The organism is Sorangium sp. So ce131, assembly GCF_051519095.1.
Taxonomy (GTDB): Bacteria; Myxococcota_A; Polyangia; order Polyangiales; family Polyangiaceae; genus Sorangium.
This window is the reverse complement of the sequence record NZ_CP150455.1, coordinates 5,445,656-5,458,234: the sequence shown is the minus strand read 5'-3', so window position 1 is coordinate 5,458,234 and position 12,579 is coordinate 5,445,656. Positions and strand designations below refer to the sequence as shown.

The window sequence follows — 12,579 nt, the reverse complement described above, 5'->3', positions numbered from 1 at the left end:
CCCGCCGTGGTTACGGCGCCTCCGCCACGGCGTGCGCCGCGTCCGAGACCAGGATGGCGTCCGGCCTCTCCGCCCGGATCTCGCCGACGTCCCGCGCGCCGTGGAGCGTGCCTGTGTAACTGTACATCTTGAAGTCGGTCACGTAATCGACGTAACTGCGCTCCTCGACGAAATCGAGCAGCACCGATCGATAGATTCGCCCGCCGAACGAGATCGCGCGCTCCGCGTCGTAGGCCCACGGCGAGAGGAACGCGATCAGCTCCTGCTCGAGCAGGGCGCGGTAGGCATTGAACTCGTGGCCGGCGCGGAGCTTGACCTTGAAGTCGAGGCGCACCTTCTGGTAGGCGGGGTTCTTCACCTGGACGGCCACCTGCATGCCGGCGCGCGCCTGCACGTGCGCCGCCACCCGCGCCAGCGTGTCCGCGTCGACCCGCGGCTCCAGCGGGTTCCTGGCGTTCTGGTTGCGCAGGTCGGGGACGACGACGAGCAGCACGTGCCCGGGCGCGTGCCAGGCTCCGTCCCGCGCGTGCGGGATGCATTTCACCTTGTGGATGCCGGGGAACGCGCCGAGCACGATCCGCTCGTAATCCCAGGCGGTGAGGCAGCGGTCCTTGTGGCGGAGCCGCTCGGACGCGCGCGTGGTCATCGCCTCGGCGGACTCCACCCCTCGCCCGCCGAAGGAGGCGTGAGGCTGGCGCACCGCCTTCACCGCGGCGACCGGAGTCTTCAGCTTGGTGATGCTGCCGCCGGGCAGCGGGGCGGCGAGGTGGGCCGGGTCGTTGCCGCGGTCCTGGAGCTGCACCTCGACGGCGTTCGCCGCCACGGAGACGAGCTGCGAGGCGGCGCTCGCGGCGCGATCCACGGTCGCCTTGAGCCAGAGGCGCCCGGAAGGCAGCAGCGTGTTCTCGGTCGTCGCCTGCCGCGGGACGACGACGGCCACGAGGCCGCTCGACCGCAGCTGGTTCGTGGTGTCGAGGACGAGCTCGCCGGGGCCGAGCTCCTTCCAGTGGTTGTCGCACAGCACGAACCACCGCACCCCGGGCCACACGACGTCCGGATCGGCGCTGCCCTCGGCGACCTGGAAGAGCAGGCTCACGCTGTCGCCCGCCGCGAGCCCCGTGATCCCGAGGAGCAGCTCGCCCTCGTGGTCGTGCGCAGGCAACAGCGGGACGTCCTTCGCCGCGACGTGGTCGAGCTGCGCGCGCAGGTGGGCGTGCTCCCGCCGCGCGCCGAAGCAGTCAACATGGAAGAACCGGAGATCGGCGCCGGCGAAGCTCTCGGCAGAACCCGACTGGAGGTCGACGTCGCCCGAGTGCGCCTTGTAATCGAGCGAGATGCCCTGGATCGCCGGCGTGTAAGGCTCCTTCAGGGCCACCAAACCGCCGGAGCCATCCCCCGGCGCCTTGGCATACTTGATCACGTTCTCGATGCTCTTCTGCCGGTACACGTCGTGGAAGAAGCCCTTCTCGAGCGACAGCGTGATGAACCCGCTGCGAGGCTCGGGCGCGGCGTCGCGGTACGGGCGGAGCCGCGACTTCACGAGCAGGAGCCCGCTCGCCGTCCGCGAGGCCTTCACCGAGCCGGCGGTGCCGAACGCGTAGACCCGCCTCGCGTCCGAGACGTGCACGTCCGCCGGCGCGCCGCCGGGCGTCAGGGTGAGCACACTCTCGTCCCCGCTGCCTGAAAACAACCTGATGCCGCGGATCGTCTGCGTCGAGCTCCCGCCGTCCTGGAACACGACCGAGGCGCGGAACGTGCTGTCGTCGACGCCGCTCACGCCATAACCGTCGTAATGCGCCTTGAAGCTGTCAGGCAGGTTGCTCCAGCGGATGCGCAGCGTGATCTCCGAGAGCGCCTTGGAGAGCGCCTCGGCGCAGCCGACCAGGAAGCGCGCGCCCCTCGCGGGCTGCGGCCCGAACGGCAGGAACGTCCGCTTCGGGTCGAGTGCGCCGGCGTCGCTCTCCAGGGCGAGGGAGCGCACGCCCTCGACCTCGACCGAGACCCGCGCCCGGCGCAGGACGAGGCCTTTTACGTCGCGGTATCCGACCGGCGCGTCGGGCTTCAGCAGCACTTGCACGATCGGCGCCCGCGCGGCCCAGGCGCCCCCGTGCGCGGCGGGGTCGTGGTCGACCACGGCGCCCTCGGTCTCGGGAAGATCGAGCTCGAGCTCCAGGACATCCCCGGAGCGGCTGGCCCTGAGCGCGTGCGGGCCGAGCCAGCCTTTCTCGCCGGTGACGAACGCCTCGAGCGCGCCGGCGAGCGCCGCGGCGTCGAGCGCGGCCGACGTCACGTTGCCGAGCGTCAGCGACAGCCGGACCTTCCGGCGCCCCTCCTTCATGCGCAGCACCGGAGACGACAGGGCAAACCCGATGTCGCCGGCGGGCAGATCGGCGCGGCCGAACGGGTGCCACGCGGGCGCGTCGTCCGGCAGCTTTCCCCCCACGCCGTCGGACGAGTCCGCGACCGGCGCGCACCGGACCGCGCCGCGCCCCCGCGGATCCACGAAGATCGAGCGCAGCTGCTCGAGCTTCGCGCCCCGGATCACCGTCTCGCGGACCGGCCGGTAGATCCGCTCGACGCCCGTCGCGTCCTTGCCCGCGGACAGCGCGTGCTCGGGGAGGAGCCGCACGGGGGCCGCGTTCTTCTTGAGCTCGATCACCACGTGGGCCCGGTCCGGGACGGCCGCGCGCGGCTCGAAGCGCAGCACGCGCCGGTAATAAAAGTCGAGGTGGCGCCCGGTGAAGCGGTTGAGCGCCTCGCGCGGCAGCTCGTAGAGCTTCAGGAAGGCGACGAGCAACGCGAGGTGCGCCGGCGTCGCCCCGCCGGCGTCGTCGAGCAGCCGCGCCGCCTCCGCGGCGTCGTAGGCGAAGAACGGCTGCCAGTCGCCGACCTCGCCGCCGCCGCGCGACGAATGGTGATGGACGAAGCGGGAGAGGGCCTTCGTGAACTGGAGCAGATCGAGCGGCGTGCGCTCGTCCACGCGGGCGAAGTCCGGCCGCAGCTCCTCGGCCAGGCGGTCGTCCTGGCTCTGGCCGAGCTGCGAGACCATGTTCTGGATGATGTCCTCTATCGACATGGCGTCTGGCTCTGGGCAAACGGGGTGACCATGGCTGGACGGCGCGCGGGCGCCTCACGGGGGAAGCGCGTCGACCGAGGCCCGCACCTCGTTGCCGTCGGTGCGGTAAAAGGGAAAGACGAGGTTATAGCGCGAGTTGGTCGCGCGAACCTCGTAGTCGACCGCGATGCGGAGCGCGCCGTCGTTCGCGTCCTCGCCGTCGATCCGCAGCGAGAGCACGTTGATCCTCGGCTCGTAGATCAGGATCGCCGTCCGCACGCGCTCCGCGAGGAAGGTCCTCATCGTCGTGCTCATCGCCTCGAACAGCACCTCGCGCAGGTCGAGCCCGTATTTCGGCGCGAGGAAGCGCTCCCCGCGGGCGGTGCCGAACAGGATGCGCAGGCTGCGCTCGATGTCCTCCTCGTCGGAGGTCATCAGCACCTGGCCGCTCTCCCTCACGAACTCGGGCGGGAAGCTCAACCCGGTGCCGAGGAACGAAGCCGAGGTCTCGTTGCGATCGTCCGATGTCATCTCCCTGGCTCCTTCAGCTGATCTCGATGGTGGGCTCGCCGACGGCGGCCATGGCGCCGCAGGCGCACGTGTCGGTGGTGCGCAGCGCCGGCCGGCCGGCGATGACCACCGTGGCGCTCCCCGCCGGGAACGGGCTGGCCGTGGGCTGGTGCCCGTTCGGCGGCAGCGCGCAGACGTGCAGGTCGCCCGCCACGGCGGCGGGCATCTCCTTGAAGAGCACGGTGCTCACGCCGGGGCCCGTGACCGTCCCGCCGTGGGTGCTGACATCGCCGACTCGGACCGCAGGAGGCATGTTCCCTCAATTCAGCTTCACGAGGCTGCCCTTGACCGAGGTGATCGCGGTGCTGGAGAGCTCCGCGCCGCTCGACCCCGAGAGCTTCAGCTCGGCGCCGCCCTTGACCGTGAGCGACGTGCCCGACTCGATCTCCACCGCGGTGCCGGCCTTGAGCGTGAGCGCCTTCTTGCTCTCGATCCGGATGCCGTCCGCGCTCAGCTCGATCACGTTGCCGTTCTGATCCTCGATCCTGATCCCCTTTTGCTCCTCGCTGAGCGCGATCGTGTTGCCGGCGGGCGTGTCGAGCTGCATCAGCTTCTTCTCGTCGTGGAAATAGAGGCGCATCTTCGAGCGGCTCTGGTAGAGCTTCTCGTGGTTGTCGTCCGAGCCCTGGAGCGGCGCCGCCCTCGCGCTGCTGTGGAGCATCCCGAGGATCACCGCCCGGCGCGGATCGTCGTCCAGAAAGCCCACGACCACCTCGTCGTCGATCTCCGGCCGGAAGAAGAAGCCTCGCTCCTCGCCCGCATCGAGGCTCGCCACGCGCGCCCAGATGCCGTCTCCGCCGTCCTCGACCAGGGGCAGGCGGACGCGCACCCGGTGCTCGCCCGCGTCGTCCTCGTTGCTCACGACCTTGCCGATCTGCAGGCCGCTGACGCCGGGCAGGAGCGCGCCGGCGCGCGGCGCGGACACCGCGCGTTCCTCCGCGGACCACCGCTCGACGCTGCCGAACTGGAGGTGGGTCTTCCACCCCTCGGCCGCGCTGCTGTCGTGGCGCACGCCGGTCACGAAGACGTCGCCGCCGTACCGCGCGCCCACGCCGCTCAGCGTGACGATATCGCCCGGGCTCACCGTCGCGAGCCCCTCGCATTTCGCGCGCCCGCTCACCTTGCTCATCCTCGATTTCAGCCACGCCGCGTCTGCCCACGCCTGCGCCTCGTCCTCGCCGAGCGCCGCGTGCCGGAGCTCGCAGCTGCCCCGGGCCGCCACCGCCGCGAGGTCCTCGCTGCTCAGGTTGCCGGGCCCGCTGACGCCCGGATCGGCCGCCTCCCGCTCCACGAGGGCCTGCTGCGCGGGATCCCACGTCACGCTCTTCACCCCGTCGAACTGGATCCGGGCGTCGATCTGCGCGTCCATCTCGAGGATGGTCGCGCCGAAGTGCAGCGTGGCCACGGCGGCGCCGCCGAAAGACGGCGCCTTGACGGCGACCGCGCCGTCGTTGGTGAAGACGAGCTTCCCGTTCGCCTCGGCGCGCGTCAGGAGGAAGTCCCAGTCGCTTGCGCGGTACTGGACCTGCTGCGGGTGGACCACGGTCGTGGCCTCGACGTCCGCCTCGACGCCGGCGCCGTCGAGCAGCGCCGCGATGAGGTCGCTGTCGGTCTGATCGAAGAAGCAGGCGTTCTTGCGCCCCACGGTGAGCTTGAACGCCCGGTGGCGGCAGTCGACGATGAGCTGCGGGGCGCCCCGGTCGCGCACCTTGAGCGCCTGCTGCACCACGACCCCCTTGAACAAGGACACCTCGGCGCCGGCCGGGCCGGCGAGGATCTCGACCTCGCTGCCCGGCACGAACAGCGCGGCGTTGCTGAGCGGGAAGTCGCTCGCCGCGGCCGCGCCGTCGAGGTACACGAGCCGCGCCGAGGAGATCCGGTTGACCGCCTTCGTCACCGTGACCGCGAGCAGCTGGTGCGCGCGCGAGACGAGCTCGCCCCGCACCTTCACGGTGAACTCGCGGTGCTCCGCGGAGACAGGGAGTGTGCGTTGCGCGGTGATGGCTACTTCTCCATCGGTGGAAAGAACAACCTGGTGCCGGGCACAAGGTCGCGGAAGTCGTCGAGGCGGTTCGCCGCGGCGACGGCCAGGTAGAGCCGCGGATCGCCGTAGATCTCGGCGCAGAGCGAGGGCAGGTTGTCGCCCGCCTTCACCAGCCGGACGTGCGTCAGATCCGGCGACTGATCCTGGGCCATCGCCACCCGCGTCTGATCGTCCGTGTTGTCCGAGAAGCTCGCGGTGATCACCGCGCGCAGCGGCACCCCGTCGGGCTTGAACAGCTTGTAGGCGATGCTGGCGCTCTTGAGCACGCACCGCTTCACCTGGAGCGTCCCCCAGGCCACCTTCAGGTAGTTCGGCCGGTGGATGTTGCCGTTGTACCCGGTGACGGACTGGAACTCGTCGATCTTCGCCTGCACGTCGAGCGGGCGCCCGCTCGCGCCCGTCCCGTCCAGGAAGAACGTGAGGGACAGGTCGCCCGGCTTGACCTTCTTGAACTCCATCCGGCTGCCGGTCGTGCCCGAGCCCTGCGCGCTGTCGTATTCCATCTCGTACGCGAGCGTGATCTCGCTCGGGTTCACGAAGGCCTCGAACTCGCGCACGGGCGACCCGGAGTAATCCGGTTGCTCGTAGCCCTTGATCAAGAGCCGCTCCAGCGCGCCTCGCTCCGCCATGGCTCAGCGCTCCTCCCGCTGCGCCAGGATCTCGAGCACGCGCTCGACGCACTGGCGGACGATCTCCTGCGCGTCCTCGGCGGCCCGCTGCGCGGGCGCGGCCCCCGCGGCGGGCTCGCCGCCCACCTCGACCGTGATCACGACCTCTTCGACGACGATGGGCATGGCTCAGGACCTGTCCAGGGTGAAGTGCTGGTAGAAGAACTGCAGGGTCTCGACGACGACCGCGTTGCCTGAGGCGTTGAGATCGCTCACCGCCCACTTCGTCGGGTAGGCCTTGACGACGTGCCAGGTGAGCAGCGGCTGGTGCTCCTCGTTGAGGAGCTTCACGTCGATGTTCTTCGGCTCGATCCGGAGCTCCTCGACGCATTGCCGGATCCAGCCCAGCACCTCGGAGCTCGGGAGCAGGCCGCGCTTGAGGACGAGCTCCGGGTATTTCGCCCGCGTCGGGTACTTCTGGAGGAAGCGGTTCTCCCCGCCCTCGGCGACCTCCTCGGTGGCGAGCTCCACCGAGAGCCCGCTCACCTCCGTGAACCGGACGTCGTTCCCGTTCGCGGGCAGGCCGAGGACCTCGACCTTGAAGTGGAATCCGACGGGCGGGTAGTAGGTGGCCATCAGTCGTTCTGCAGCTCGAGGCCTTCGTGGGCGAGCTCGATGGACTCGATCGCCACCTCGTTGCCGGCGGCCTTCAGCTGGGGCCCCTCGACCTTCACCGGGAAGGCGTTCATCACCTTCCACACCATCACCGGCTGGTGCTCCTCGTTGAGCAGGCTGATGACGAGGTTGCGCCGCTCGACGGTGTTCAGCTTCACCGTGCTGAGCCACCTGAAGAACTGGTTGTCCCCCTTGATGATCCCGCGCTTCAGCGTGACGTTGCTGAACTTGCGGAGCCCGGGCATCTTGATGGACGAGTACTCGGGGAACGAGCCGTCGCGGTACTCGATGGCCTGGTTCTCCTGCGTGAGGCCGGTGACCTCCGAGAAGCCGACGCGGCTGCCACCCCACTCGACGGTGAAGTGGAATACCGGAAGAGGATATGTTGCGGGCATGGCCGTGGAACCTCCTGGGAGCGACTACGACGTCTGCAGCTTGTGGGAGAACTTCAGGATGACGAACTCCGCCGGCCGGACCACCGCCATGCCGATCTCGACGTTCATGCGTCCCTCGAGGATGTCCTGCGCGTTCATGGTGGTGCCGAGGCCGCATTTGACGAAGAGCGCGTCCTTGGGCGTCGCGCCGGCGAGGGCGCCTTCGCGCCATTTGTCGATGAGGTAGCTCTCGATCATCCCGCGCACCTTCACCCAGGTGTTGGCGTCGTTCGACTCGAACACGGCCCAGGAGGTGGACTTCTTGATCGACTCCTCGACCATGTTGAAGAACCGCCGCACGGGGATGTAGCGCCACTCGTTGTCGTTGCCTGCGAGCGTGCGCGCCCCCCACACCAGGGTGCCTTTGCCGGCGAAGGAGCGCAGGGCGTTGATGGATTTGCCGGTCGTGGCGTCCACGTTGAGCCCCTCCTGCTTCAGGCTGTCGAGCTTCACCACCGGCTCGATCACGCCCGCGAGGCTGGCGTTCGCCGGCGCCTTCCAGACCCCGCGGGCGCTGTCGGTCGCGGCGTAGACGCCGGCGACGGCGCCGCTCGGCGGCATGACGACGAAGTACTTGCCGAGCTCCGCCTTGACGAAGTTGTAGGCGGCGGTGTCGCTCGCCTTGAGCGAGACGAGGTCGACCGCGGAGCCCGCCCCCACGGTGACGGACACGTTGCTCGCCGGGCCGCCGCCGCCCTCCGTCTCGGCGATGTAATGGTTGAACGTCGTCCTGACGAACGGGTAGTAGGCGGCGCCGTACTTCAGGTGCGCCGTGCCGAAGTACCCCCGCTGCGTGCCGAGCTCGGCGTCGGTCAGCGCGCCGCCCCCGCCGTGGAGGTCGAAGATCGCGAACCGATCGCGCAGCCCGCCGCATTGCAGGAGGACCGCCTGCACGAGCGACTGGTAGTCGGTGGCGGACAGCTTCACCGCCTCCGGGATGACGATCAGCGTGGGCTCGTCCTCGAGCTTGACCGCGTCGAGGCCGTCCTGCAGCCCGTAGGCTGTCGCCGGGGCGGTGCCCGTGTCGCCGGCCAGGGTGAACGTCGGCGTGGACTGGTACGTCCCGACGGACACGATATAGCACTGCGCGCCGCCGTTATCGAAGAACATCTTCACGGCGTAATAGAGCAGGTACGACGTCGTCGGCTCGGTGAAGGACGTGACCGTGTATCCTCCCGGCGCCGCGCCCGTGCTGGCGATGGAGATCGCGATCGTGTCGGCCTTCGGCAGCCCGAAGAGCGCCTCGTAGTCCTTCAGCGAGTAGATCTTGGTCGGCTTGAGGATCAGATCGTGGGCCTGGTTGCGTGCGGCCTTCTCCGTGTACCCGATGAAGGCGGGGATGGCCGTGCCCACCTCTGCGACGGAGGGCGGAAATACGGGGATTTCTTCGACGTAGACGTCTGGTGTGCGGTACGTGGGCATGGGCCGGACCTCTATCTCGATACGTGGATGATCAGGTGTGCGTCCGCCTGGTCGGCGCCTGGTTGCGGCAGGTGTTCGACGAGCACGTCCCCGTTCCTGCTGAGCTGGATCTTCTTCATCGCGCGCTGCCGTCGCGCGACGGGGACCTGCGATCGGAACAGGACGAGCCGGGAGTCGCCGGTCGCGAGCAGCGCGGCGGGCAGCTCGCCCGGCGTGAACGCCGCGGCGGCCACCCTGGTGAAGGTCACCTCCGGCCGCCCCTCGTCGTCGGCGCCGAGGTCGGCGACCGTGAGCTGCTCGAAATCGGCGATCGAGTAATTGCTGACGACGAGGTAATAACGCAGCGTATCTTGCCGCGCGTCGAACGTGATCTCGAACGCCGGCGCGCTGGCGTAGAACGACGCGTGGATCTCGAGGTCCACGATCGCGAACACGCCGGTTTGCTGGAGCTCGGGGTGAATATAGCAGCGCGCCGTGAGCGGCGAGCCGTCCCCATAGTCTTCCTCGACCGAGCACGGCCCCGGGTCCGCGCCGGTCGCGTCGAACGAGACATCGTCCCGATCGTTCGCTGCGGTGACCGTCTCGGCGCGCAGCGCCTGCCCGTCCGAGTCCTTCAAGGTGACGGTGACCGGCCGCTCCGCGCGCGCGAGCGCCCGGGAGAACACCGCCCCGACGAGCGCGCGCCCCTCGGGCGCGTCGAGCTGGCCCGGCGCGTCCCCGTTGCGATACCACGCCGTGCCCGCGGCGAGCTCCGCCGGGACCGCCGTGTAGTTGCTGAAGTACGGATTGACCAGCCTGAGCCCGATCCGCAGCCCCGCTCCGGCCGCCGAGACCACCGGCGCGCCCCCCTCGTCCGCCTCGAACAGCACGTAGAGGACGCCGCCCAGGACCTTCGCCAGGAGCCGTCCCCCGCGCAGCGTCCGCAGCGTCTCTGCGGGCAGCACGATGTCGAAGTCCGGGCAGACCCCGCCATAGTAGGCGTGGGCGATGCGCAGCGACAGCAGGGTATCGTAGCGGAGCCTCATCGCCCGTGCACCTGCGCGTCGATGCGCGTCACCGGCACGCCGACGGCCGGCGTTCGGTCCTGCAGCGCCACCATCCTCACCTTGTAGACGACGGAGGGCAGCTGCTTGCCGCCGACAAATGCCCAGACCTGGTTGAGCTGCTCGTACGTCAGCGATTGCAGCTCGAGCGAGAGCTTCTCGATGCGCTCGTCGAGCCCCGGGCTATCGCGCGGCGTGAACACCGGGTTCGATTGAAAATACATGAGCACATACGACACGTACCGGAGCGCCTGGTCGTATTGCCTGAAGTTCGCGGCGAACAACACGTGCAAATTCAGCTTCAGCTCCGGCTCCACGACGAGCTGCCGCCCGTTCACGAGTGTCGTCTCCGGCAGCTGCGCCTTGAACAGCCGCTCTTCTTCCACGTTGATGATCGCCGCGCCGAGGTGATCCTCCTTGATCGCCCACTTGCCGCCGTCGTCCACGATCCTCGACGGCTCCACCTCGCCGAGGCTCGATCCCGTCCGGCTCGCGAGGTAAGCATTGACGCTCTTCACGAGGAACACGAGCGCGACGTCCAGCATTCCCGCCCCCCAGATTCACGAGAATCAACGAGCCCGCGCGCAGCCAAGCCACACACGATCGCCCATCCATTCCATTGAATCGCAAAACTATGCCACGCAGGTCCCTCGACCCGCCCATCCGCGCGACATCAAATCGAGCCGCCTCGATTCTTCGTGAAATGGAATAGCTGCCACAGCAATGCTGTCAACGACATTCGCGCCGCGCCCGCCCGCCCCGTATGCGAGGATCCTGCCATTAAGACGAATTCACCAACAGATACGCAGGCATTGCCCGTCGCGCCCCCGCGCATGCCGCGTCGCGCAAGGTTCGGCTCCCAGTGGAACCTGTCACCCTCCGTGGACGCGCATCCCGATCCGCCGTGGTGAGCGTCGGGGAATAGATCCGCGCGGCGTTGGCGAGTGGGCGCGATCGCGTACCGAGGTGCCCCCGGTTCTCACGTGGCGCGCCCTCTCAGCCCCCCCAACTCGTATGCCGATCCCCCGTCGCGAGCGCCGGGGGGTGGGTCCGCGCGGCGGGGGCGGGTGGGTGCGATCGAGCACCGACCGAGGCGCCATAAGGTATCAGGAGGCTCGAGGCTGCAGGCGCGCCTTGTGTGGCGCGCAACGAAACGTCCCAGCTGGCGTGGCCCGAAGGGAGACATGCCGGGTGGTGTTCTCGGCGCGAGCTCCCCTGCCCCCAGTCTTGGCGGATGGCGAGCGCCCGCCCGCCCCCGCCGCGCGGACCCACCCCCCGGCGCGTTCGGTTTGGCCGCGGCGTTTCAGTTCCGTTCGTTTTTCAGGTCAGGTGTGTGCCGACGGGCACGTCGAGGAGTGCTGGACAGCGAGGAGTGCTGGACAGCAAGGAGGAGGAGGACAGGAGCGCCGTTCGCCCCGCCTCAGCAGTTGCGCAGCGCCGGCGCCCCCGCCCGCGGCGCCGCCGCGCGCGCCGCCCGCTCCGACTCGGAGAGCACCACGTTCAGCTCGAGCACGTCGCAGTCGCCGCTGCGCTCGACGTTGACGCTCACCTGATCGAGGTCGATCCGCTCGTACTTCGAGATGACCTGGAGCAGCTCCTGCTTGAGCCGCGGCAGGTAATCCAGCTCTCCCGCGGGGCGCACGCGCTCGCGCGCCACGATGATCTGCAGACGCTCCTTCGCGACGTCCGCCGACTTCGGCTGTGACCTGCGGAAATAGTCCATGAATGCCATGGCAGTACCCCCTTCAGGCGGTCGCCGCCTGGCCGCCGAAAATTCGGCTGAAGAAGCCCTTCTTGGCCGGCTCGATGAAGCGGTGGGGCCGCTCCTCCCCGAGGAAGCGCTGGACCACGTCGAGGTAGGCCTGCGCCGCGTCGCTCGTCGGATCGAGCACCACCGGCGTCCCGGCGTTCGACGCCTGGAGCACCGCCGGCGACTCCGGGATCACCCCGAGCAGCGGGATGCCGAGCAGCTCCAGGACGTCCTTGTGCGCCAGCATCTCGCCCTTGGCCACGCGCGCGGGCGCGTACCGCGTGAGCAGGAGGTGCGTCTTCACCGGCTCCTCGCCGAGCTCCGCCCGGCGCGTCTTCGCGTCGAGCAGGCCGAGCACCCGGTCCGAGTCGCGCACCGAGGAGACCTCGGGGTTCGTCACCACGATCGCCTCGTCCGCGAAGTACATCGCCATCTGCGCGCCCCACTCGATGCCGGCCGGCGAGTCGCAGAAGATGTAGTCGAAATTCGCCGCGCGCAGCTCGTCGAGGATGCGCCCCACGCCGTCCAGCGTGAGCGCGTCCTTGTCCCGCGTCTGCGACGCAGGGAGCACATAGAGGGTCTCGATCCGCTTGTCCTTGATCACCGCCTGGCGGAGCGTCGCCTCGCCGCGGATGACGTTGACGAGATCGTAGACCACGCGCCGCTCGCACCCCATCACGAGATCGAGGTTCCTGAGGCCCACGTCGAAATCAATGGCAACCGTCTTGTAGCCGAGCGCCGCGATTCCGGACGCGAGGTTTGCGGTCGTGGTCGTCTTGCCGACTCCGCCTTTGCCCGAGGTGACGACGACTACCTTTGACACCAGAAGCCTCCTTCAAGTTCGAACGACGTGGCATGTCCGATGGCCGAGCGCGCACGGAGGCCCGTCTCCCGGCGTCCGAAACGCGCCGTCGACACCCATGAGAGCTCGGCGCCCGCCGGATTCCATCGAGGCCCGGGGCGCGCTCGACTGGTTAC

The 12,579-nt window shown here is 69.2% G+C and carries 13 protein-coding genes; all 13 read right to left on the bottom strand.

What is annotated here, in order from left to right:
- Positions 1-10: 10 nt before the first annotated feature.
- The gene (locus tag WMF43_RS19715; protein ID WP_437682266.1) at positions 11-3,076 is read right to left on the bottom strand and encodes a baseplate J/gp47 family protein; all 3,066 of its coding nucleotides are present in this window, start codon (positions 3,074-3,076) and stop codon (positions 11-13) included.
- Between the two features lie 54 nt (positions 3,077-3,130).
- Positions 3,131-3,586 carry a GPW/gp25 family protein gene (locus WMF43_RS19710; RefSeq protein ID WP_437682264.1) on the bottom strand — a complete coding sequence of 152 codons (456 nt, stop codon included), beginning with the start codon at positions 3,584-3,586 and terminating at the stop codon, positions 3,131-3,133.
- Positions 3,587-3,599: 13 nt separating this feature from the next.
- Entirely contained in the window at positions 3,600-3,878 is a 279-nt protein-coding gene (locus tag WMF43_RS19705; protein WP_437682262.1) for a PAAR domain-containing protein, read from the bottom strand.
- 6 nt (positions 3,879-3,884) lie between these two features.
- Complete coding sequence (gene vgrG, locus WMF43_RS19700) at positions 3,885-5,576, bottom strand: type VI secretion system tip protein VgrG (protein ID WP_437682260.1); 1,692 nt, start codon at positions 5,574-5,576, stop codon at positions 3,885-3,887.
- 53 nt (positions 5,577-5,629) lie between these two features.
- Positions 5,630-6,298 carry a CIS tube protein gene (locus WMF43_RS19695; RefSeq protein WP_437682258.1) on the bottom strand — a complete coding sequence of 223 codons (669 nt, stop codon included), beginning with the start codon at positions 6,296-6,298 and terminating at the stop codon, positions 5,630-5,632.
- 3 nt (positions 6,299-6,301) lie between these two features.
- A complete protein-coding gene (locus tag WMF43_RS19690; RefSeq protein ID WP_437682256.1) occupies positions 6,302-6,463 on the bottom strand; it encodes a DUF5908 family protein in 162 nt (53 codons plus the stop codon).
- Between the two features lie 3 nt (positions 6,464-6,466).
- On the bottom strand, positions 6,467-6,913 hold the full coding sequence (locus WMF43_RS19685) for a phage tail protein (RefSeq protein WP_437682254.1): 447 nt from the start codon (positions 6,911-6,913) through the stop codon (positions 6,467-6,469).
- Positions 6,913-7,347: a phage tail protein gene (locus tag WMF43_RS19680; protein ID WP_437682252.1), complete on the bottom strand. Its 435-nt coding sequence runs from the start codon at positions 7,345-7,347 to the stop codon at positions 6,913-6,915. Before WMF43_RS19680 ends, WMF43_RS19685 begins: the two co-directional genes overlap by 1 nt.
- Positions 7,348-7,371: 24 nt before the next feature.
- Positions 7,372-8,808 carry a phage tail sheath family protein gene (locus tag WMF43_RS19675; protein ID WP_437682250.1) on the bottom strand — a complete coding sequence of 479 codons (1,437 nt, stop codon included), beginning with the start codon at positions 8,806-8,808 and terminating at the stop codon, positions 7,372-7,374.
- An 11-nt stretch (positions 8,809-8,819) separates the two neighbouring features.
- Positions 8,820-9,833, bottom strand: a complete 1,014-nt coding sequence (locus WMF43_RS19670) for a hypothetical protein (RefSeq protein WP_437682248.1) — start codon at positions 9,831-9,833, stop codon at positions 8,820-8,822.
- Complete coding sequence (locus WMF43_RS19665) at positions 9,830-10,396, bottom strand: DUF4255 domain-containing protein (RefSeq protein ID WP_437682246.1); 567 nt, start codon at positions 10,394-10,396, stop codon at positions 9,830-9,832. Before WMF43_RS19665 ends, WMF43_RS19670 begins: the two co-directional genes overlap by 4 nt.
- Before the next feature lie 875 nt (positions 10,397-11,271).
- Entirely contained in the window at positions 11,272-11,583 is a 312-nt protein-coding gene (minE, locus tag WMF43_RS19660; protein ID WP_437682244.1) for a cell division topological specificity factor MinE, read from the bottom strand.
- A gap of 13 nt (positions 11,584-11,596) precedes the next feature.
- The gene (gene minD / locus WMF43_RS19655) at positions 11,597-12,424 is read right to left on the bottom strand and encodes a septum site-determining protein MinD (RefSeq protein ID WP_437682242.1); all 828 of its coding nucleotides are present in this window, start codon (positions 12,422-12,424) and stop codon (positions 11,597-11,599) included.
- Between the last annotated feature and the right edge of the window lie 155 nt (positions 12,425-12,579).

Bases quoted from the DNA above. Each gene is read 5' to 3' on its own strand.
- WMF43_RS19685 (WP_437682254.1), bottom strand. From the start codon at position 6,913: ATGGCCACCTACTACCCGCCCGTCGGATTCCACTTCAAGGTCGAGGTC.
- WMF43_RS19670 (WP_437682248.1), bottom strand. From the start codon at position 9,833: ATGAGGCTCCGCTACGATACCCTGCTGTCGCTGCGCATCGCCCACGCC.
- WMF43_RS19680 (WP_437682252.1), bottom strand. From the start codon at position 7,347: ATGCCCGCAACATATCCTCTTCCGGTATTCCACTTCACCGTCGAGTGG.
- WMF43_RS19695 (WP_437682258.1), bottom strand. From the start codon at position 6,298: ATGGCGGAGCGAGGCGCGCTGGAGCGGCTCTTGATCAAGGGCTACGAG.
- WMF43_RS19715 (WP_437682266.1), bottom strand. From the start codon at position 3,076: ATGTCGATAGAGGACATCATCCAGAACATGGTCTCGCAGCTCGGCCAG.
- WMF43_RS19705 (WP_437682262.1), bottom strand. From the start codon at position 3,878: ATGCCTCCTGCGGTCCGAGTCGGCGATGTCAGCACCCACGGCGGGACG.
- WMF43_RS19690 (WP_437682256.1), bottom strand. From the start codon at position 6,463: ATGCCCATCGTCGTCGAAGAGGTCGTGATCACGGTCGAGGTGGGCGGC.
- WMF43_RS19675 (WP_437682250.1), bottom strand. From the start codon at position 8,808: ATGCCCACGTACCGCACACCAGACGTCTACGTCGAAGAAATCCCCGTA.
- WMF43_RS19710 (WP_437682264.1), bottom strand. From the start codon at position 3,586: ATGACATCGGACGATCGCAACGAGACCTCGGCTTCGTTCCTCGGCACC.
- minE (WP_437682244.1), bottom strand. From the start codon at position 11,583: ATGGCATTCATGGACTATTTCCGCAGGTCACAGCCGAAGTCGGCGGAC.
- WMF43_RS19665 (WP_437682246.1), bottom strand. From the start codon at position 10,396: ATGCTGGACGTCGCGCTCGTGTTCCTCGTGAAGAGCGTCAATGCTTAC.